This is a genomic window from Planktothricoides sp. SR001 (assembly GCF_001276715.1).
GTDB lineage: Bacteria > Cyanobacteriota > Cyanobacteriia > Cyanobacteriales > Laspinemataceae > Planktothricoides > Planktothricoides raciborskii.
This window is the reverse complement of sequence record NZ_LIUQ01000014.1, coordinates 94,227-115,253: the sequence shown is the minus strand read 5'-3', so window position 1 is coordinate 115,253 and position 21,027 is coordinate 94,227. Positions and strand designations below refer to the sequence as shown.

General features: G+C 41.9%; 20 protein-coding genes and 2 pseudogenes. 12 read left to right on the top strand and 10 right to left on the bottom strand.

The annotated features are described in order from the left end of the window. Nucleotides 1-410 precede the first annotated feature (410 nt). On the bottom strand, nt 411-1,544 hold the full coding sequence (locus AM228_RS10800; protein ID WP_054466131.1) for a linear amide C-N hydrolase: 1,134 nt from the start codon (nt 1,542-1,544) through the stop codon (nt 411-413). 512 nt (nt 1,545-2,056) lie between these two features. Between AM228_RS10800 and argS the strand changes: the two genes are divergently transcribed. From argS to serS, 3 genes are all read left to right on the top strand, one after another. Then, a complete protein-coding gene (gene argS / locus AM228_RS10795; protein ID WP_054466130.1) occupies nt 2,057-3,814 on the top strand; it encodes an arginine--tRNA ligase in 1,758 nt (585 codons plus the stop codon). A gap of 213 nt (nt 3,815-4,027) precedes the next feature. Beyond that, entirely contained in the window at nt 4,028-4,810 is a 783-nt protein-coding gene (locus AM228_RS10790; RefSeq protein ID WP_054466121.1) for a sulfite exporter TauE/SafE family protein, read from the top strand. A gap of 250 nt (nt 4,811-5,060) precedes the next feature. After that, nucleotides 5,061-6,341 (top strand): serine--tRNA ligase, encoded by a 1,281-nt coding sequence (serS, locus tag AM228_RS10785; RefSeq protein ID WP_054466120.1) that lies wholly within the window; start codon nt 5,061-5,063, stop codon nt 6,339-6,341. Between the two features lie 65 nt (nt 6,342-6,406). On the opposite strand, the gene AM228_RS10780 is transcribed toward serS, so the two are convergent. Continuing rightward, nucleotides 6,407-7,180 carry a class I SAM-dependent methyltransferase gene (locus AM228_RS10780; protein WP_054466119.1) on the bottom strand — a complete coding sequence of 258 codons (774 nt, stop codon included), beginning with the start codon at nt 7,178-7,180 and terminating at the stop codon, nt 6,407-6,409. Nucleotides 7,181-7,428: 248 nt separating this feature from the next. On the opposite strand from AM228_RS10780, the gene AM228_RS10775 reads away from it, so the two are divergent. The 7 genes from AM228_RS10775 to AM228_RS10755 all read left to right on the top strand — a co-directional run bounded on the left by AM228_RS10775 (nt 7,429) and on the right by AM228_RS10755 (nt 11,380). Then, nucleotides 7,429-7,662 carry a hypothetical protein gene (locus tag AM228_RS10775; protein ID WP_054466118.1) on the top strand — a complete coding sequence of 78 codons (234 nt, stop codon included), beginning with the start codon at nt 7,429-7,431 and terminating at the stop codon, nt 7,660-7,662. A 232-nt stretch (nt 7,663-7,894) separates the two neighbouring features. Then, nucleotides 7,895-8,323 carry a helix-turn-helix domain-containing protein gene (locus tag AM228_RS34165; RefSeq protein WP_231636745.1) on the top strand — a complete coding sequence of 143 codons (429 nt, stop codon included), beginning with the start codon at nt 7,895-7,897 and terminating at the stop codon, nt 8,321-8,323. Nucleotides 8,324-8,332: 9 nt separating this feature from the next. Next, on the top strand, nt 8,333-9,748 hold the full coding sequence (locus tag AM228_RS10770) for an ATP-binding protein (protein ID WP_197285267.1): 1,416 nt from the start codon (nt 8,333-8,335) through the stop codon (nt 9,746-9,748). A 228-nt stretch (nt 9,749-9,976) separates the two neighbouring features. Next, nucleotides 9,977-10,543, top strand: a complete 567-nt coding sequence (locus tag AM228_RS10765) for a hypothetical protein (RefSeq protein WP_054466117.1) — start codon at nt 9,977-9,979, stop codon at nt 10,541-10,543. A gap of 3 nt (nt 10,544-10,546) precedes the next feature. Beyond that, the gene (locus AM228_RS10760; protein ID WP_054466116.1) at nt 10,547-10,786 is read left to right on the top strand and encodes a hypothetical protein; all 240 of its coding nucleotides are present in this window, start codon (nt 10,547-10,549) and stop codon (nt 10,784-10,786) included. A gap of 129 nt (nt 10,787-10,915) precedes the next feature. Next, on the top strand, nt 10,916-11,038 hold the full coding sequence (locus tag AM228_RS36150; protein WP_255353182.1) for a hypothetical protein: 123 nt from the start codon (nt 10,916-10,918) through the stop codon (nt 11,036-11,038). Nucleotides 11,039-11,134: 96 nt separating this feature from the next. Then, nucleotides 11,135-11,380, top strand: a complete 246-nt coding sequence (locus tag AM228_RS10755) for a UPF0175 family protein (protein ID WP_054466115.1) — start codon at nt 11,135-11,137, stop codon at nt 11,378-11,380. A 171-nt stretch (nt 11,381-11,551) separates the two neighbouring features. Here the strand turns inward: AM228_RS10755 and AM228_RS10750 are convergent, their stop codons facing one another. The 3 genes from AM228_RS10750 to AM228_RS10740 form a co-directional block, all read right to left on the bottom strand. Beyond that, the gene (locus AM228_RS10750) at nt 11,552-11,782 is read right to left on the bottom strand and encodes a hypothetical protein (RefSeq protein WP_054466114.1); all 231 of its coding nucleotides are present in this window, start codon (nt 11,780-11,782) and stop codon (nt 11,552-11,554) included. A 204-nt stretch (nt 11,783-11,986) separates the two neighbouring features. Beyond that, the gene (locus AM228_RS10745) at nt 11,987-12,628 is read right to left on the bottom strand and encodes an AHH domain-containing protein (protein WP_054466113.1); all 642 of its coding nucleotides are present in this window, start codon (nt 12,626-12,628) and stop codon (nt 11,987-11,989) included. Then, entirely contained in the window at nt 12,625-13,293 is a 669-nt protein-coding gene (locus AM228_RS10740) for a hypothetical protein (RefSeq protein WP_054466112.1), read from the bottom strand. The genes AM228_RS10745 and AM228_RS10740 overlap by 4 nt, the downstream gene beginning before the upstream one ends. A gap of 187 nt (nt 13,294-13,480) precedes the next feature. Between AM228_RS10740 and AM228_RS10735 the strand changes: the two genes are divergently transcribed. Then, entirely contained in the window at nt 13,481-14,857 is a 1,377-nt protein-coding gene (locus AM228_RS10735) for an NB-ARC domain-containing protein (protein WP_231636744.1), read from the top strand. A 159-nt stretch (nt 14,858-15,016) separates the two neighbouring features. Further along, nucleotides 15,017-15,958, top strand: coding sequence for a tRNA epoxyqueuosine(34) reductase QueG (queG, locus tag AM228_RS10730; RefSeq protein WP_054466111.1), 942 nt, complete (start codon nt 15,017-15,019; stop codon nt 15,956-15,958). A 378-nt stretch (nt 15,959-16,336) separates the two neighbouring features. Here the strand turns inward: queG and AM228_RS10725 are convergent, their stop codons facing one another. The 5 genes and pseudogenes from AM228_RS10725 to AM228_RS10705 all read right to left on the bottom strand — a co-directional run bounded on the left by AM228_RS10725 (nt 16,337) and on the right by AM228_RS10705 (nt 20,932). Further along, nucleotides 16,337-16,801 carry a hypothetical protein gene (locus AM228_RS10725; RefSeq protein WP_156331690.1) on the bottom strand — a complete coding sequence of 155 codons (465 nt, stop codon included), beginning with the start codon at nt 16,799-16,801 and terminating at the stop codon, nt 16,337-16,339. Between the two features lie 90 nt (nt 16,802-16,891). After that, nucleotides 16,892-17,278 (bottom strand): alpha/beta fold hydrolase, encoded by a 387-nt coding sequence (locus tag AM228_RS10720; protein WP_054466109.1) that lies wholly within the window; start codon nt 17,276-17,278, stop codon nt 16,892-16,894. A 142-nt stretch (nt 17,279-17,420) separates the two neighbouring features. Continuing rightward, nucleotides 17,421-17,933: pseudogene (gene fldA / locus AM228_RS10715) on the bottom strand (flavodoxin FldA). 509 nt (nt 17,934-18,442) lie between these two features. Continuing rightward, nucleotides 18,443-19,466 (bottom strand): annotated as a pseudogene (locus AM228_RS10710) (chlorophyll a/b binding light-harvesting protein). A gap of 578 nt (nt 19,467-20,044) precedes the next feature. Further along, nucleotides 20,045-20,932, bottom strand: coding sequence for a metal ABC transporter permease (locus AM228_RS10705; protein ID WP_054466108.1), 888 nt, complete (start codon nt 20,930-20,932; stop codon nt 20,045-20,047). Nucleotides 20,933-21,027: the final 95 nt, after the last annotated feature.

The window sequence follows — 21,027 nt, the reverse complement described above, 5'->3', positions numbered from 1 at the left end:
GCTCTGAGTCTCGGCTTTAGGTATCTCCAAAATAATATAATGACAATTATCCCCATCTGTCAAGAAGGAAAAGTCAACAACATAATAAGAAATATAAAGTTATGGTTAAGTGGAGACTCGTTGAGCTAGACAATAGACATCTCCAAAAATTAGATATAAAGCCTTGATCTGGCTTTGTGACGGGCAATTATTGGAGATGTCTAATATACTGGATATATACTGGATAAGGGTTGCAACCCTTTAGCCGTCTTGAGAATCAAAGCGTCAGGGCGGGCACGGGGGCACCGCCCCTACAATCACTAGGTCTTGAGCAACCCAAGAAACCGGGTTTCTATCACCATGAAGCTTGGGTGACAAAGATAGTATTAAGAAACCCGGTTTCTGAAGGTCGCACTTGACTCAACTTCCCATTACTCGGATAAGTTCTTGCCAAACAGATCCTCGGCAGGTGTCAATTTCTCGGATACTTCACCGATCACTGTTTCATGCTTGGTCAGATCGAAGACACGGACCCCACTGCCTTCTTTGAAGTCTAACTTGTTAGCATCAAGCCAGATCAGGGTTGGATTAACGGATGATTCGTACATATACAGTTTTTCTGTGCAAGCTGCCACTGTACGCCACCGGGTTGATGAGGCATAAAGGGCATTAGAGTCTGGTTTTGGTTTTCGGAACGGTTGTGCGGTAGAACGCATAACACTTAAAACCTGAGCGATCGCTTCCCGTTGGTTTGTTGGCTCAGGGAGATTTATTAAATAATAGGCACCACGAACAAAACGGGAAGATGCATCAGTATCACCAGGCAAGTTTAGATGATCATCAGAAATAAAATATTTATAATTTTTGAGATTTTCAAGCTGTTTTTTGAAGGTAGGATTATTAGTCAGGACGTTGTACGCCTTCAAATAATTTGCTTTATACTCCTCTTTTTTTTCAGAAGGAATGTCAAGGTTATTGCAGTATTTAAGGTATAATTCAGGAAGATCGCCACTGTAGTAGATTTTTACTTCCAGAACACGAGGTTTAGTATCATCGTCGTCGTTTTTATTAAGATACTCGACAATGAGCGACTCACCCTGAGCATCTTCGATCGCTAAATGGCATTCGATTGGAACTTCAAACTTCCCTTTTGTGATCTTGGTTTCAACCAACTGCATATCTTGATTATTCTTGAAGTATTCAACAACTTCCTTAACGGTGGCAAAGTTATCGAGGAAATATTGCAGGGCGCGATTACAATCAAGCCCTGGTTTGCTTTCATCCCGCTCCCCATAAAAACTTTTAGCAAGCCAATTAGCATGAACTCCTAGTCCCTTTTCATTCATTCCGTCACTGGTGGCCTGATCGTAAACAATAGTAGCAATGCTGCCATATTTTGACACCCACTCTACAGGTTTGCCCTTGACATCACTTTTTCGCTTTAGTCCAGCCGGAAAGACCCATAGCTTTTCTCCCATATCAATACCCCAGTCCATATTACGACCGCAGATTGAGTGAAATTTGCCACTCTTATCCTTTCCTGTCCATAGTATTCGCGTACACATATTTTCATCTCCTTTTGGTTTTACAGAAGTTTCATCAGTTGAATTTAATAAACATCTCGATAATACTATCAAATTCCCAAAATAGAGTATCATCATAAAAAAACGAAACGATCGCGATTAATCTCTACCACCAAAGCCCGCCGAGGGGTGCATCTCAATTAGGAAGTGAGTAATTATACTTAGTGGAAATCTCCACCAAAACGGTAGATAATTTAGCCAGTCATCCTGTATCTGTTGTATTGGTTGCATATTGGCAAAAACGGGCGATCGGCTGGGTGCTCGGAAACCGGGTTTCTTTCAGGAAAAAAAGTCCCTCGCAGAAAATCAAGGTGAGAAACTCGGTTTCTAGGGTCGTGTGGATCAGTCCTGTTTATCTGGTTTGCCTGAATCATTTGCCTGAATCATAGAATAATAGACGAGTCAATTGATAAACTTAAAGAAGGGGGATTGGCCCACTACATACGAGAATGTGTATTCAATGGACGATTGTTTTCCCCCCCCCAAAAAAAATTATGAAAACTCCAATTATCCTCCTCAAAGAACGATTTTTACAGGCTTTAGTCGCTGCTTTTGGGCAAGAATTAGCGGCAACTGACCCCCTGTTAGTTCCTGCGAGTAATCCCAAGTTTGGGGATTACCAGTCAAATGTGGCTATGTCTTTGGCGAAACCGTTAAAGCAAAAGCCCCGCGATATTGCTCAGAAAATTGTGGATCATTTAAATGTGAGCGATATTTGCCAAACCCCAGAAATAGCGGGTCCCGGCTTTATTAATTTGATGATTAAACCCAGTTATCTGGAAGCCCAACTCAGTTCGATTGTGGGTTTTGCCCGACTGGGGGTAGACCGGGTAGAAAATCCCCAGAAAATTGTGGTGGATTTTTCCAGCCCCAATATTGCTAAAGAAATGCACGTGGGACATCTGCGATCGACCATTATCGGCGATTGTATTGCCCGAATTTTGGAATTCCGGGGACACGAAGTTATCCGACTCAACCATGTCGGTGACTGGGGCACCCAATTCGGGATGCTGATTACCTATTTGCGCGAAGCTTATCCCGAAGCTTTGACGAAAGCGGATGCTTTGGATATTGGCGATTTGGTGGCTTTCTACAAAAAAGCCAAACAACGGTTTGATGAAGATGAGGCGTTTTGCGAGATTTCCCGGCAAGCGGTGGTGCAACTGCAAGCTGGAGATCCAGAGACAATCCAAGCTTGGAAATTATTGTGCGATCAATCTCGTCGCGAGTTTCAGGTGATTTATGATTTGTTGGATATTAAGGTGACGGAACGGGGCGAGTCTTTTTATAATCCTTTTTTGCCCGCAGTGGTGGCAGATTTGGATAACTTGGGATTATTGCAAGAAGACCAAGGCGCCCAATGTGTGTTTTTAGAAGGGTTTATGAATAAAGAAGGAAACCCTCAGCCGTTGATCGTGCAAAAGTCTAATGGTGGCTATAATTACGCGACTACGGATTTGGCAGCTTTGCGCTATCGGATTAAGGAAGATGGGGCAAAACGGATTATTTATGTGACGGATCTAGGTCAGTCTACCCATTTTGCCCAGGTGTTCCAGGTGGCAACTCGTGCTGGTTGGATTCCCGATGATGTACAAGTGGTTCATGTTCCCTTTGGTTTGGTGCAAGGGGAAGATGGCAAGAAGTTGAAAACCCGCGCTGGGGAAACTGTGCGGTTACGGGATTTGTTGGATGAGGCGATCGCCCGCGCTAAGGCTGATTTGGAAACCCGACTTCAAGTAGAAGGACGGTCAGAAACTCCAGAATTTATCGACCGTGTGGCGCAAGTGGTGGGTTTGAGTGCGGTGAAATATGCTGACTTGAGCCAAAATCGCACCAGTAGCTATATTTTTAGTTACGATAAAATGCTGGCTTTGCAAGGGAATACGGCCCCTTATATGCTTTATGCTTATGTCCGAGTTCAGGGAATTAGCCGTAAAGGTGATATTGATTTCGGACATTTGGGGGTGGGTGAGCAAATTATTCTCAAAGAAGAGACGGAAATCGCTTTGGCAAAACATATTCTGCTGTTGAGTGAGGCGATCGCTGCGGTAGAAACGGAGTTATTACCGAATCGGCTTTGTCAATATCTATTTGAATTGAGCCAAAAGTTTAATCAATTTTACGATCGCTGTCCGGTTTTACAAGCAGAGGAACCATTCCACACTTCTCGTTTACTCCTGTGTGATTTTACAGCCCGGATTTTGAAATTGGGCTTGAATTTATTGGGAATTGAAGTGTTAGATCGGATGTAGTTTTATTCAGGGTAGGGGTCAACGACCGTTGACCCTTACAATCGATGTTTGTAGGGGCGAAGACTGACGGCAAATAATCTCTGGCTGTTAACCCAAGAATATCTGCCGGAAAGATCGCGCCCCTACGGATATTTGTGTTTTACCAACCAGAAAACCGCTGTAATTATGAGGCTTCGGGCGAATACCAAAAGTACAATTAACAAATAAAAAACAATGTTATTCTGGCTATTTTTATTAGGAATAGGGACTGGTTTTCTCTCAGGCATTTTTGGCGTAGGTGGCGGATTTATCATCGTGCCTGCCTTAACTTTTTTGGGATTTTCTGTGATTAATGCAGCGGCCACCAGTTTAGTCGGAGTGTTGCTTACAGCGATTTCCGGTAGTTGGCAAAACTGGTTGAATTCTCAATTAAATTTGCGTGTTTGTGGCCAAATTGCTTTGGTGGGAATTCCCGCTGCACAAGTGGGTGCTTGGGTGGGCGATCGCCTTTCAGATCGCTGGTTGGCTCTGATTTTTTCCGGTTTATTATTATTGACGATTTATCTAATTCACAGGCGAGAAAGTTTCAATCAAGATGCAGATAATTCGGCGAATGAACCGGAAGTTGATCCAATTTTATCTCAGCCATTAAGCCGCTGGAAATTTGCCCAAATTGGCGCGATCGCTGGGGTGATGTCTGGGATATTTGGGATTGGGGGTGGGATTGTAATGGTGCCGTTACAAATCCTATTATTAGGAGAGTCAATTAAAACTGCTGCCCCCACCAGTTTAGGGGCAATGGTGGCGATCGCCGCTTCCGGATTAATTCAACATACTTGGCATCATCATGTCTTATGGATTTCGGGAATTTGTTTAGGCATTGGCGGGATTATTGGGGTGCAATTGGGGACTTGGTTATTGCCTCATGTTTCGACCACTTGGATTAATCGGTGGTTTCAGTTTTTCCTGATATGTTTAGCTTTATATATGCTAGAAGAAAGCGGGTTGAGATTTTGATGCGATCGGCAAATCAACTGGATCACCCCTAGGATGTTTTCCGCAATATTTGGCCACCCCCCAAATTAAATCAAATCAGTTCATTTCAGTCCATTCATCACTGAAGGATCTTTTGCTCATGCCAAAAAATAATCAGTTAGTAACTTGCAATAAAATATCAACAAACCAAATAGTCAATCAAAGGCAATACAGAATATGCTGATAAATTGGCAGACGCTATTGTTGAGTTCCCCGTCTGTGAGGACTATTTGTGCTAGACATTAAACAAATTCGGGAAAATCCCCAAGCAGTTCAGGAACGGCTAAACCAGCGCAGTAATGACTACGACCTGGCGCCCATTGTGGAAATCGATCGCCAACAGCGAGAATTAGAGACGCAGCGATCGCAGCTACAAGCGCGGAGTAAAGAAATTGCCAAAGAAATTGGCCAAAAAATGAAAGGGGGCGGTAAACCGGAAGACCCTGAAATCTCGGCTTTACAAGAAGAGGGCAACCAAGTGAAAAGCCAAATTGGGGAACTAGAACCCAAGGAAAAAGAACTCAAAGCCCAACTGGAAGAATTACTTTTAAACCTACCAAATTTACCCAGTGCAACCACTCCCATTGGCAAGAGTGAAAATGAAAACGTAGAAGTGCGGCGTTGGGGTGACGAATACCTGCCCAAAAATGCCAATATTTTGCCTCATTGGGAAATTGGCGAAAAGTTAGGGATTCTTAACTTTGATCGCGCCGTAAAAGTTGCCCAAAGTCGGTTTGTTTCTTTAATTGGGGCTGGTGCCGCCTTAGAAAGAGCGTTAATTAATTTTATGCTCGATCAACAAATTGCGGCGGGATATTTGGAAATTATGCCGCCAGTTTTAATTAACTCCGACTCCCTTCGGGCTACGGGACAATTACCTAAATTTGCGGAAGAAAGTTTTCAATGTCGGGAGGATGACTTGTGGTTAGCCCCCACTGCGGAAGTACCCGTCACCAACCTCTACCGCAATGAGATTTTAACCGCTGAAGATTTGCCAATTTATCATTGTGCTTATACTCCTTGTTTTCGGCGGGAAGCTGGCAGTTATGGCAAGGATACTAGAGGACTGATTCGACTGCATCAATTTAATAAAGTTGAATTAGTCAAATTTGTTCACCCCAGCACTTCGGAAGCAGAACATGAGGCATTAGTGGCTAATGCTGAGGCGATTTTGCAAGCCTTAAAACTGCCTTATCGAGTCATAGAACTTTGTACCGGAGACTTAGGTTTTAGTGCCCAAAAATGCTATGATTTAGAAGTATGGCTGCCCTCCGCTGGAAAATATCGGGAGATTTCTAGCTGTTCTAATTTTGGGGATTTTCAAGCCCGACGTGCGAATATTCGCTTTAAAGATAAAGGCAAAAAAGGCACGGAATTTGTCCATACTTTAAACGGGTCTGGGTTGGCGATCGGGCGAACAATGGCGGCAATTTTGGAAAATTATCAACAGCCCGATGGCACAATTAAAGTGCCGAAAGTCCTGCAACCTTATCTGAAACGAGAGATATTATAAAGAAATAGAAATAGTTATGTAGGGTGGGCAAAATTTTGCCCACCCTACTACTTGTGATTAGGAAATTATTTTTCAGCAATGACCAGCATCTCAAAATCTTCAGTGGTTAATTTATCATTTCGAGAAAATGCACCCAGCTTGGCACCATAAATATCTATCCTGCTGTAACCAAGAGATTTAAGTAACCAGGTAATTTCGCTTGGCACATAAAACCTTTCATTACAGGCAAGGGATTTCTTGTTTCCCAGGTCATCTTCAAATTCCGTTATGTTATAATCCCGGAATGTCATCAAGTCAAAAGAATTGCTTCGGCAGATAGAATTTCCTGATCCCGTTGCTGATGCACAGAATTGCTCAACCGAATGATATAATGGGAACAATCCATTTAAAGTCGTAAATATAAATTTAGTATGGGTATGCGCCTTTAGCGATCTGGTGACATTTTTCAGGATTTCAAAGTTCATTTCATCAGTTTCCATGAGCGAAAATCCTCCCTCGCAAAGCATGATCGCTGCGTCAAATTCATTATTGAATGTCAAATTACGGGCATCCTGCTGCTGAAAGTCAACGATCAAATTTTCACTTTTTGCTTTATCCTTTGCCCTTTTAAGCTGGGATGCAGATAAATCAATTCCAGTAACAGAGTATCCCCGCTTTGTCAGTTCAATTGTATGTCTTCCCGTACCGCAGCCCACGTCTAATATTTTCAAGGATTTGTTAAATCCTAGTTCTTGCTCTAAAAAATCACACTCACCAATTGTCCCTTTTGTATAAATCTCAGAATCGTATTTTTCTCCGTAGTTCTCGAACAGGGATTCGTACCATTGTTTTTGAGTCATATTGTTTAACCCGATTTGTTTTATTCGCCGAAAATTTAATTTGTAGTTATGTAGTAGTTATGTAGGGTGGGCAATTTTGCCCACCCTACAAATATTATATGATTAAATCAAGATGATTCCATCCATGAATTCTCCAATTACCAGTTATGTAGGGTGGGCAAAATTTTGCCCACCCTACCCGTGGATTCGGTGCGAAAGTCCTGAGTTATAATCACAGCAGAACCATCTTTTCATCACAGGTCAAAGTTATGACAGTGAGACAACCTCGCTACAGTAAAGCAGAATTTGCTTTGAGGGGCGATCGCCTGGATGAAACTCAAGTGCGATCGCAAGTTGAAGAAGGAAATCATGGGAAAATCGTGGCGATTGATATTGAAACGGGTATGTTTGAGGTGGCAGACGAAATTTTGACCGCCACCGATCGCTTATTTGAACGACTCCCTGATGCTCAACCTTGGATTGTTCGGATGATTCGCCCCTAAGCGCGATCGCTTGGGGCGTTGCAACAGCCAGATCGCGATAGCTTCACGCAATGTTCATCATTTTGTCGCCAGAAGTTATTGAAAGATTAAGATAAATTAAATCTGGTGCGATCCCCCCTAACCCCCCTTAAAAACGCCACTCGGAACCGGATTTCAAATCTTGCCAACAATTCAAAGAAAATTAGATAGAAGCGGCGCCGCAGTCACAATAACTAAGCCAGGAGACTACTTAATGGATTTAGAAACACTACTTCAGTATATTGATATCGGAAATGAAGACCAAGACATTGAGTTTAAATCTGCTACATGGACTTTACCAAAAGATGTTTGGGAAACTGTATCTGCTTTTGCCAACACAGAGGGCGGCTATATTATTTTGGGAGTCAGTGAAACGTCTCAAGGAATGAATATTTCAGGAGTTATCGACCCGAATCAGTTAATTAAAGAATTTTGGGACGGTCATAATAACTCCCAAAAACTCAGTACGCCAATTTGCGGCAATTCAGATATGCAAATTCAAGCGATCGAGGAGAATAATCTTGTCATTATTAGAATTCCCAGAGCTTCACGAATTCAACGCCCCGTGTACATTAATAATAATCCGATGACCGGGACGTACAAGCGAAACTATGAAGGAGATTATCGTTGTTCTGCCTCATAAGTTAAACAAATGTTGCGAGATGCCAGTGACGATCCTCAAGATTATCAAATTTTGGATGGATTTGATTTAACTGACCTCGATTCTGATACGCTGAAGGCATTTCGTCAACGTTTTAGTAATAGAGAACCGGATCATCCTTGGTTAGCAAAAGATGATCGAGATTTACTGTATCAATTAGGAGGATGGCGGCGCGATCGCACCACGGGGAAAGAAGGATTAACCATTGCTGGTTTGCTGATGTTCGGGCAAGAACGGAGTATTTTAGACGCATTACCCTATTACCATCTGGATTATCAAGAAAATTTTTCCACCGACCCGGAACAGAGATGGACTTATCGCCTTACTCTTGACGGGAAATGGGTTCCTAATTTGTTTAATTTTTATTATCGGGTTTATAATCGCTTAGTGAATGATTTAGCGGTTCCTTTTCAACTCGATCAAGATGCCACCCGTAAAGGAGAAACCCACGTTCATCAAGCTTTACGAGAAGCTTTAGTCAATACTTTAATTCATGCAGATCATTTCTCTAACCGCTCGATTGTAATTATCAAAAAAACTGATCGATTTGAGTTTTCTAATCCAGGGCGGCTGAGAATTACTATCCAAGAACTTTATGGGGGTGGAATTACCGACCCTCGCAATCCGAATTTACAAAAAATGTTTCAAATGCTTGGATTAGGGGAAAAAGCCGGGTCGGGATTTCAGAAAATTCTGCGGGCTTGGAAGGAACAACAGTGGTACATCCCTGATGTTTCAGAGAAACTAGAACAAGATTTAACCTCGGTTATTTTACCAATGGTCGGTTTCATTCCTGAAACTATTGAAAAAGAATTAAGAGATTTGGTGAGAGACAATTATTCTAGCTTAACTGAATTAGAACGAATTATCTTAGCCTGTACTCATAAATTTGGTGAAATTACTAACACGGATATTCAATATTTCCGCAATGAGCATCCTAGAGATATTGGCGAATGCCTTAAGGGGTTAGTTAAAAATGGTTACTTAGAACAATCTGGTCGTAGTCGCGGTACACGCTATACTTTAGCGAACCAAAGTGAGCCTGATTTGTTTTCGTTGTTGCCGAACTCCGAACATTACGAGGCGAACTCCGAACATTACGAGGCGAACTCCGAACATTACGAGGTGAACTCCGAACATTACGAGCGATTAAAACAAATCTCGACTGCCGTGCGTGAGACAGGTCGTGCGAAACAAGAAGATGTCAAGAAGGTAATCTTACAACTTTGCTCCGAACATTATCTGTCACTGCGAACAATAGCTGAATTACTCGGACGTAAACCAAATAGTGTGCGAAACCATTATGTCAACCCCATGTTAGATGAGGGTTTACTAGAACTGAAATATCCCGATCGCGCCAATCATCCACAGCAAGCATACAAAACCGGATCGCCACCCACCCCCTAACCCGTCAATTTTTGATCGTAGCAGGGTTCAGAAACCGGGTTTTTTTGAGGGTTAATCTATAATTTTGGGAAAAAGGGCAAAAAACCCGGTTTCTCCGATACTCAAACCGATGCTCTCGTTCGCATTCGATCGCTTTGGGGGCGATTTCTGCTAGTAGGTTACTATAAGTCGATCGCTTTCCCAGCTATTGTGATTCTGTATCAATCGCCCTAATCACTTACCGAATCTATGCTTGAAACCACAGAAGTCGATAAAATAATTGCCATTTCCAACACTGGCCCAATGGTTTCCGCCTTTCAATGTGGCCGAATAGATTTGCTTAAGCGATACTTTGCGTTAATTTATATTACCCCATCTGAGCTAGAGGAACTAAATGTTCATGGCTGGATAGATGAAGTGAATCAACTCATTGCTGAGGGATTTGTGGTTGTTGAAGAATTAACTGATTCAGAAAAAACACAGGCAGAAGCAGTGGCAAAGCGCATTGCTCAATTACAAAAATCCGCTAATTCAGATTGGCACAATGACCTGGCGGAAGCGGAAGCAATCGTTCTCATGCAGCACCGAAAAAACCTAGATGTTGCTATGATTCTTTTAGATGAGAAAGCAGCACGTCAGGTGGCTCGCCAACTGAGATTAAACCTAACCGGATTTCCCGGTGTCCTGGGACGTGCGGGACTTGACGGAGTTTTAACAAAAGATGAGATTCGACAGTTGCTCAAAATGTGCCAGCAGCAAGGGACATTTTATAGCGATCGATTAATTGAAACCTTAGCAGAAAATTACGGTAATTAAACTATGACCAAACAAGTTCCAGAACCCAACGCCGAGTTATTATCCCCTGAAGATGTCCATGAGGATGTACTGGCACTGACGGCTGCTTTGGAACGGCGCAGTGCGGAACGTCAGGCTTATAGAATTTTATCCCGTCCAGATATCCGAGATATGATTAAACAGGCAATATCAAGTGGTGTTTGTGCGACTGAAGAAGAAGCGATCGCCCGCGCATTAAAAACATTAATTACGGCAATTGGTTAGTTATTTAATCTTAGCATAGTTCAGTTATGTAGGGTGGGCAAAATGCCAGCCCACCCTACCCGTGGATTCGGTGCGAAAGTCCTGAGTTATAATCACAGCAGAACCATCTTTTCATCACAGGTCAAAGTTATGACAGTGAGACAACCTCGCTACAGTAAAGCAGAATTTGCTTTGAGGGGCGATCGCATATATGAGACACAAGTGCGATCGCTCTTTGGAAGAAGGAAATCATGGGAAAATCGTTGCCATTAATATTGAAACGGGTATGTTTGAGGTGTAGATAGATTAACATATTATACAGTTATGCCAAAACCTTAAACTTGCTTGAGGGGTTCAGGAGCAGATTAAATGAGCTTAGTGATTTCCGATGAAGTGGTCAAAGCCAGCCAGCTATCAGAAAAAGACTTGATGCTGGAAATTATTATCATGCTATTTGAAAAAGAAAAAATATCTCTGGCTAAAGCCAGTTATCTAGCAGGAATGTCTCAACTTCAGTTTCAACATTTGCTCGGAAGTCGTGGCATTTGCATTCATTACGGTGTTGAAGAGTTTCGGGAAGATATGAAATCCTTACAAGAAAATAACTGGCGATGACAATAGTTAGCAATACTTCGCCGTTGAGTAACCTTGATTGCGATCGGTCATATAGAACTTCTGGCACAAATTTACGAAGCACTTTAGCCAAAAAAACGTTCATATCACGTTGCCGAACATCATCACTTAGCTTGCGATATTCAGTCCAAAACGAAGGAATAACTTCAGATTTCATAACTGCTCATAATCCATCTCACTCGCTTTTCCTGCTGCCCGTTCTTTTTTCGCTTGTTGCGCTGCTGCCACCAACGCTGACTGCGTTCGAGCAAAGGACGCATCCCACCGCTGTTCATCCCGTAAATCAGCAATATACTCGCGCAAATGATCGACCACTCGCTGCTGGATTTCAGTGGGTAAAGCTTCTACCATCTCTACCGAATCTGCGATCGCTGTTGATGACATAAATAATTTTGACTCTTTGGAAAAATTCTATGATTATTCTATAGCAATCCGTGCAGGGGTTGTGGTAATTGTAGTTATGTAATTATGTAGGGTGGGCAAAATTTTGCCCACCCTACCGGGGGCTTTGTGCTATAATTACTCAATATGTAGTGACAATTTACGAATTGCCACTGCTCAATATAGAGGTAATGCGTAAGTCTTGGTTTATTTAGGCAGCCAGGAATCAGGATAATCAGGTGAAAGAAAATCATCCCGTATTGTGCTTCCTGCTATCTGTAACAACTCAGTCAAGTAATCTCTAGTTGTTGCAACAATTTCCAGAATAGTTTGTTTAATTTCATCTGGATCTGTATCTAAATCATCTTGCTGAATGCGTGCCCATTGATCGTCTAGAATACCTAGAATTGTAGTATAGTATTTTGAGCCTTCAGTATGATTTTTTTTATGAAAATTTATAGGCAAAAGCATTAAATTTTCATCCCCATCTTTATTGAAAACTCTGTAGCGTTCAGCTTCCCTAATTAGGGGGTGTTTTTTGCAAAGCTGGACTGGAATAATGTGATGCTTATGATGAATACCATCACGTGCGCTTGCATATTTTTTTTTCTGTAGTCTTGCAATTGCTTCTTTTTGCTCTTCGTTAATATCTTCGGGAAGCAAGTTATATAAATTTACCCTGTATTCTTTTTCTTGATTGTTAGGATCTTTAATAATTAAGTCTCCAGTAGCGCTATGATATTTAATCATATATTCTCCTGGTTGTATTTTAAGTGGTTTGCAGATCCATTCTGGAATAGACCAAACAGACCAGTAAGACCAAAATTTTTCGTGTTCGTGATTCATCATATTTTTGGTTTTTTTCGAACAAAACCTAGTAACTTTAACAGCAAAATAAACAAAATTTCTCTTTCATCATCAATAAGTATCTCTTGTAGTCTAGAACGCAATTTGGCGCGATCTAAGCCTCTGATTTTCTTAACTACTTTTTTTTCTTCTGGGTTAAGCTGAGATTGGTTATCAAGTTGCTCCAGTTTTTTTCCAAAATCCTTGAGAAGGTCTTCAACCTTCATTTTTCCTAATTCTTGGCGAAATTTATCGGGATCTATATTAGAAGGTTGAGGCATATCTCCAAAGTCGGGCAATTTTGGGAGTTTAATTCCTGCAAATGCCAAGAAAATGCCAAAAAGCCCAAAGGTCAGCGATAAAAGTATGGACAAAAAAGTAGCAATAGGGAAGACCCACCAGTACCAGCCTGGATATTCAACTCTCCGTCCTCGAATAAAATCTATTCCGACCCCAATCAAACCATAACCACAAGAAAGAACAAGTCCTCCTATGAAACCTCCTACTACAATTTCCCAACTTAGAGTGCCTCCAAGACCTGATATCAGTATATTGACTAACCCTAACCCCAAGCCTAAACTAATCCAACTGGAAAAAACTCTGGCTCCAAAACCAAATCTTTCGTTCAGCGGACCGGGAGTAATAAAATTCAGGATTTTCTCCAGCATAAATCACTTAACCGTCGTGAGATTGACAGTTGACAATGAGAAACTTTAGTTCCCTCTGTAAAGAGTTTAAATTCCCCGGTCTGAACCACGCAATCGGAAAAAAACCTGATTTTCTAGGTAATTTGGTAACAAAATGTAACAAAAACCCCTGAAAAAACCTGATTTTCTGGAGCAAAGGTAAGCTATAATGGCTGTAACCTATACCACCAGCGTTTGTATGACGATTACAGAAGTGTTGCAGTTGGTCGATCGCCTCGTAGAGAAGCAAGCGGGCAAACACCTCAACGACTTAGAAAAAACTGTGGTTAAAGGTCTGTGGGAAGGTAAAACATACAGTCAAATTGCCGACGAACATGGATACGATACAAACTATATTGGGGATACCAGTCGTTGGTTATTTAAACAGTTATCTGAAGAGTTAGATGAAAAAGTAACTAGAGCTAATTTTTGTTGGACAATTGAGAGAGTAATAAATTCTCAGTTTGTTGGATTGGTCAACAGTCATATTACTTGGTGTCATCCCAATATTCAACCCAGTAGCACATCAACCCCTGAGACAGAGGAAATAAACAAAAAAACCGAGTATCGGGATTTAGCGATCGCGCCGAGTATCGCCTATTTTTGCGATCGCACAACCGAACTACAAACTTTATCCCATTGGGTACTAGAGGAAAATACTCGTTTGATATCGGTTTTGGGATTACCGGGAATTGGGAAAACTACCCTAGTGAAAAAGTTTGTTGACCTCAACCTGCAAAAGTTTGATGTGGTGGTCTGGAAAAGCCTTAAGTTTTCCCGGTCTTTAGATAGCATAATTACAGATATTTGTGCAAATGGCAATTTAGATAACCTGATTATTACTGACAACGCCATTAGTCAATTAATTAATATTTTATCTCAGCAAAGATGCTTGCTAATCTTGGATGACGTGCAAGAGTTGTTTACCCCTGGACAATTGGCAGGAGAATATAAAAGCGAATATGAAGACTATAAAACTTTGTTTAGCAGTTTGCGAGAAATTACACATCAAAGCTGTGCGATATTATTGAGTCAGGAACAATCTCAAGAGATGTTCAGCTTCAACGACAATTTATCACCAGTCAAGTATTTAGAATTAAAAGGTTTAACCGATCCCAATTTTTTTACATCTCTGGGATTGTCAGGCGATCGCAATTTGTCAAGTTTAATGACAGCCTATGAAGGACATCCGGCTTACTTAAAAGATATTGCTAGTTTAATCAGCCATGTTTTTGGCGGCAAAGTGTCTGAGTTTTTAGCTGAAGATTGCCTAATTATCCCCGTTGATACTCAATTACAAATTAAGGATTTTTTCCAGCGATTATCCCCGATAGAAGAACAGATTATGTTAAAATTAAGCCAATGGGATAAGCCGATATCTAAGGAAGAATTAAAGCAAGGTTTAGACCTGTCACCAATTGCGCTGATTAACGGATTGCAATCTTTGAAGCGACGTTATTTAATCAACATCATAGCAGGAGAAAAGGTGTTGCTTGATTTATCTAATGTGATTCGGGCATATTTGAGAATCACTGGGGAAAAATAACTGCCTGTAGGGTGGGCAATTTTGCCCACCCTACTACTGGATAAGGGCGAAGCATTCGGGTAATAAATTATTTGTTTTTACCCCGAAATTAATCGCCCGAATGCTTCGCCCCTACCGCCCCTGCAAATATTATATCATTAAATCAAGATTATTCCATGCATGAATTATCCAATTACCAGTAACCAAATTAAACAAAAAGCCCAAGAATTTGGCTTTCATAAAGTGGGCATTTCTCTAGTAGATGAGGCTGATTCCTCAGCAGTTAGCCATTTACAATCCTGGTTAAATTATGGCTATCAAGCAGATATGCAATGGATGGCTAATCCCAAACGCCAAGATATTCGTCAAGTGATGCCCGATGTAGAATCGGTGATTTCTGTGGCATTAAATTATTATACCCCATATCAACATTCTGACGAGCCAAAAATTGCCAAAATTTCTCGCTATGGTTGGGGCAGAGATTATCATCGGGTATTGGATAAAAAATTGAAAGCTTTTTCTCTTTGGTTAGAGGCACAAGCCCCCGGAATTAAAGCCCGTTATTATGCGGATACAGGGCCAATTTCTGATAAGTTTTGGGCGCAACAAGCTGGTCTGGGTTGGATTGCTAAAAATGGGAATTTGATTACTCGTGAGTATGGATCTTGGGTGTTTTTGGGGGAGGTTTTGACGAATCTGAAATTAACAGGCGATCGCGCCCATACCCAACATTGTGGCACTTGTAATCGCTGCCTTGAAGCTTGTCCTACTCAGGCTATTGTTAAGCCTTTTGTGGTTGATGCTAACCGTTGTATTGCCTATCATACGATTGAAAACCGGGCAGAAGATTTACCGGATGAAATTAAGTCTAATTTACAAGGATGGGTAGCCGGTTGTGATATTTGTCAAGATGTTTGTCCCTGGAATCAACGGTTTGCCCAGCCTACAGATGTGAAAGAATTTGAGCCTTATCCAGAGAATCTTGCCCCGACTTTGGCAGAACTGGCAGAGTTATCAGAAGACGAATGGAATCGGCGTTTTCCCGCTTCGGCTTTGCGGCGGATTAAACCCGAAATGTGGCGGCGGAATGCTAGGGCTAATTTGGGAAATTGTGAAGGTTAAAAACCGTAGAGGCGCAATGCTTGCGCCCAAATTAATCTCGCAATTGCAGCAATAATTTCTTAAATTATTAGCCGATTAAGCCGATTAAATAGAAAAAAAATTGGCATAAAGATATAAGTTTACGGGCAGAAATAAATTCACCACAGACCCGATTAGAAGAAAAGAGGAAAGAGTAAAGAGATGCCTAGTAAAGATATTCTCTCTTCTCTCTCCTACGAATCTCTCTCCTATGCATCCTTCCTATATGCGGGAATCCAAAGATTTACGCAGGGGAACGAAAAGTGCAATTAATTATGTTCACCTACTTCGTTATTTCCTCGCTAATCAGCAATTAAAAATTGAACATAAATTCAAAATAAATCAAAATGTATGCGTAAACTATTCCCTAACTAACATGGCATATTTTTTTCGCTGCTTAGGAAATAAACCGGACAATTGCCAAAATTTAGTAATTTGTTCGCTGACCAGTTGCGAATGGAAATACTGAAAAAAGTAACGGCCTCCAGGACATGACCATATGCGATCGCGTAGCGTTGCGGATGCAACATCGCGTAGCGTTGCGGATGCAACATCGCGAACCGTTGCGGATGCAACATCGCGTAGCGTTGCGGATGCAACATCGCGAACCGTTGCGGATGCAACATCGCGAACCGTTGCGGATGCAACATCGCGTAGCGTTGCGGATGCAATATCGCCTTCTTTTAACCAAGGCTGCCATCCATGCAATAAATTAGAGTCAACCACGAAATCGTTATCACTGCCACAAATTAACATAGGAACTGGTGCATTGCCCGGAAACATACTAAATCTTTGATATAAACTATGAGGTGATAAAGAACTCATTAGATCGTTTTCTAATATTTTGATGATTTCTTTGGTAACGACATGAGATTGCTTGCCAAATAAGTTGTAAACCATTCGGGCTAAAATGATTTACCGAGAACAAGGCAAGACTTGGAGTTGTGCGTAATAATGGGCTTGCCAATCAACCGCAGGATGCACTCCGACAGAGAGAAGTGTGAGCGATGTTGCATCCGCAACGCTACGCGATCGCACTTTTTCTGGATAGCGACGGGCGTACATTAATCCTAATAGTCCGCTGGTACTATGTCCGAGTAAATGAATTGGCTGTTGGCGATCTTTTAAATAATCATGGAGTAAATCTACAGCAATTTCTAAAGACGTGGGTTCGTCGGGAGTTTGACTATATTCCCATTTAGCGATCGCGGTTTGTGCCGATAACTGCTTTAATAGCGGGCGATTGAATTTTTCTAACGCGGGGCTAACATTAATCCACAGTGCATCCGGTGATAAAGACATAGGAAAACCTCCTTTTGATTTGTAATAAATTTTCTCGATTGTGACAGGCTAGGAATAGAAACCGAGTTTTTTTGGGAAACCCGGTTTCCGAGTAAATCCTTAATTATCAATTCCCCGTCTTTTTAAGGAAAGACAGAAACCTTTACAAGCCAAACTCTTGTTTTAGTCGATCCACCCAATATTTCACGCGGAGACCGGTCATATCTGACTGATTATCTTCATCGATCGCCAAGCCGACAAACTTACCATTTTTAACTGCTTTCGACTCGGTAAAATCATAGTCATCTGTCGGCCAATAACCCACGGTTTGCCCCCCAAGGGAGGTAATTTTTTCTTCGAGAATTCCCATGGCATCTTGAAAATTATCCGCATATCCTATTTGATCGCCAGCGCCAAAATAGGCCACTTTCTTGCCAATAAAATCAATGCTGTCTAATTCATCCTAGAAGCTTTCCCAATCAGATTGAAGTTCTCCCACATTCCAAGTTGGGCAGCCAATAATAATGCGATCGTAATCCCCAAAATCGCTGGTTTCTGCCTCAGAAATATCGTGCAAAGCAACAACGCTATCGCCACCCAGTTCTTTGTGAATCATTTCCGCGATCGTTTCGGTATTTCCCGTTTGGGTTCCATAAAATCAACCAACTTTTGCCATACTTTTCTCCTAGATTAATCCTTCTTAGTCAGCGCTTTAGGGTTATGAGTATTTTTTGCTAATATCTCTAAATAATTTGGCCAAAAAATCATTAAAAGCTATATGTTTTAGGCAAAAAAATGCTCATTTTACCTACGTCTAGAATCGGTGCTTTTATTTCTGTCATTGTTCAATCGCTTGCAGCGATAATCTTGGCTTCATCAGAACATATAAACTTGAGGACTTGATTTTGAGCAAACCTCCGGCTGCAAAAACAGCCGATTAACTTCTTCGGAAACTGGCATAGTTTGGCGACAACTTGGGCAATACCAGTACAAACCATTGCGACCGATATGCCGGAGGACTTTTCCCGAACAACAAGGACAGTTCATAACTAAAAATAGTGTGAGGAGCGGTTGAGAAAACCCGGTTTTGTATCTAGGAAACTCTAGGAAAATTTAGGAAACTTATGGCTGGCATCCATAGCTACCCAATCAACCGGGTTGCTGGAATCATGTAATTCCTAAGAATTAAACTTCCACAGAATTCAAAGCTTTTTCTACTCGCTTGAAATCAAACCCCATTGCTCTGATAGCGTGCCACAAATGTCCTTGCAAGAAGAAAAATGCGAGGAAAAAGTGAGCGTTGGCTAACCATGCACGAGGAGTATGTTCGCCCAAAGGTAAGTTAACCGTATCGGCAAAATAGGGAGTAATTCCCATTTTTACTTCTAACACTGGACCGTAAAATTCCACCGGATAGGCGAGGGTATTAACGGCACAGAAATAAGCGGCTACAAAACCAGCTAAGGCAATGCCACCTAATGAGTAAGAAAGAATTGCTTCCCCGGAGAAAGTTAAGACTTTCTTTGCCCATTGGCGGAACTAAGATATGCCAAATTCCCCCACCAATGAGCATCACGCCTACATAAATGTGACCGCCCACCAGGTCTTCTAAATTATCAATACTGGCAAAGTGAGTTTGATAGCCATAAATCACAAATGGATTGAGAGTTGGTTCTGTCACCACGCGCAGGGTTTGAGTTGCCGCATCATAAAGTCCGTCCCAATACATGGCTTTGGCTACTAACAATAAAGCGCCCATGCCTAAAAACAGTAAATGATGCCCCAAAATCAGCCCCAATTGTTTGGGATCGTTCCAGTCAAAGTGAAACTTTTTGGCTTGACCGGAGGCAGTTTTCAGGTCTTCGGGTGCTTTGAGAATGTGAAACAAGGCCCCCGCACCGAGTACCGCTGAGGAAATCAGGTGAACTGTACCTCCGACAAAGTAGGGGTAGGTGTCCACGATTTTGCCGCCATCCCCAACACCCAGACCCAGGGTTGCTAGGTGGGGAAGCAATATTAGTCCTTGTTCGCTCATGGGTAGGGTGGGGTCAAACCAGGAAATTTCAAACAAGGTAAATGCACCCGCCCAGAAGGTAATCAGCGCCGCTTGGGCAACGTGAGCGGCAATGAATAAGCCGCTTTTGTCGGCGAACCGGGCGTTACCAGCCCACCAGTCATATTTCACCGTTGGATTGTCGTAAGTTTGCATGGGTTACAAGATGGGTTACAGAATGGGTTAATCAATTCAAGCAGACAAAAGCTTATTGACTATTTTTATTAATAAGTCACTTTAGTCTACAATCTTTATCAATAAAAATTTATTAAGTTTTGTTAAGATTTTGGCGATTATGCTCTGCCCCGATCGCCTTTTGGCTCAGATAAACGGCGATCGCTGACCTGCCCAGCGTCCCCAAATAAGCGTAAAAGCTTTGTTTTATCAGGGTTTTAGCAAGCGATCGATGGGCGATCGACCCGACCCACCGCTTCGGGGTTGGTGAAGTTACATATCGATTCGGCTTTCAACCGCCCTCAGTTATCGGTAATATTTTTCAATAAGTTTAAATAAAGTTAAATCAAGGTAGTTGCGAAAAAGTGTCAAGTGAATCGGGGATGAAGTGGATCCAAAGAGCCGATCTTGTAGGGCGTGAAAACCCCTGTAGGAAAAATCGTTATGTCATGTAGGGGCGCGGGGATCGCGGATCGGATCGCCCCTACTTGCGCCCGCAATGCTTGCGGCTTAAAAGATTAGTGTTGCTACGTCCAAGAGGGGAAGGGAGATCGGGGGACTTATTTCCAAAAATTTTTGATTTCTCTCCAGATGGCAAATTCCCTAGGATTTGTTTGACGGTGAGTGAAAATGCCGTGACGGGGACTAAAGAATAAAGATAAGATAAAGAAACTAGAAGCTACTAATACAATGGCTGGCCCAGAGGGGAGATTCAAGTAATAACTCAGGTACATTCCACTGATACTGGAAATAATGCCAATGACTGCTCCTAAAATCATTACTTGATGCAGTTGTTTGACTAATAAATAAGCGGTGGCAGCCGGAGTAATGAGTAATGATAAAACTAGGATAACGCCGACGGTTTTCATGCTGGCAACTACGGTTAAAGCAATCAGCACCATTAGACCAAAGTTGAGTAGATTGACGGGCAATCCGGCGGATTCAGCCCCCAATGGATCGAAGGTGTAAAATAAGAGTTCTTTGTAGAGAAAAATCACGACTAATAAAACTACAATGGTGATGATGGCAGTATCGCGGACTTCGTCAGCAGTGACTCCTAAAATATTGCCAAATAAAAAATGGTTGAGGTCAATTTTATTCTGTTTTTGGATCGCCGTAATCAGAGTAATTCCCAGGGCAAAAAATCCCGACAAAACTATGCCCATCGCCGCGTCTTCTTTGATGGGCGATCGTGTATGAATCCAGGCAATAATGACCGTACTTAGCACCCCGGCAATAAAGGCGCCGATAAAAATATTGCCACCGAGAAGAAAGGCGATCGCTAATCCTGGGAGTACGGAGTGACTAATAGCATCACCGAGTAAGGCTAACCGTTGCACCATTAAATAGCTACCGACAACCGCACAAATTAAACCCACTAAAATCGCGATCGCCAGCGATCGCTGCATAAAAGCATATTGTAAAGGTTCGCTTAATAGTTCCCACATAAAAAATCGATATTGACTCAATCAATAATTATCTCAAATAATGATATCAAATAGGAGGATTCCTGTTTGGTAGGGGCGAAGCATTGCGGGCAATA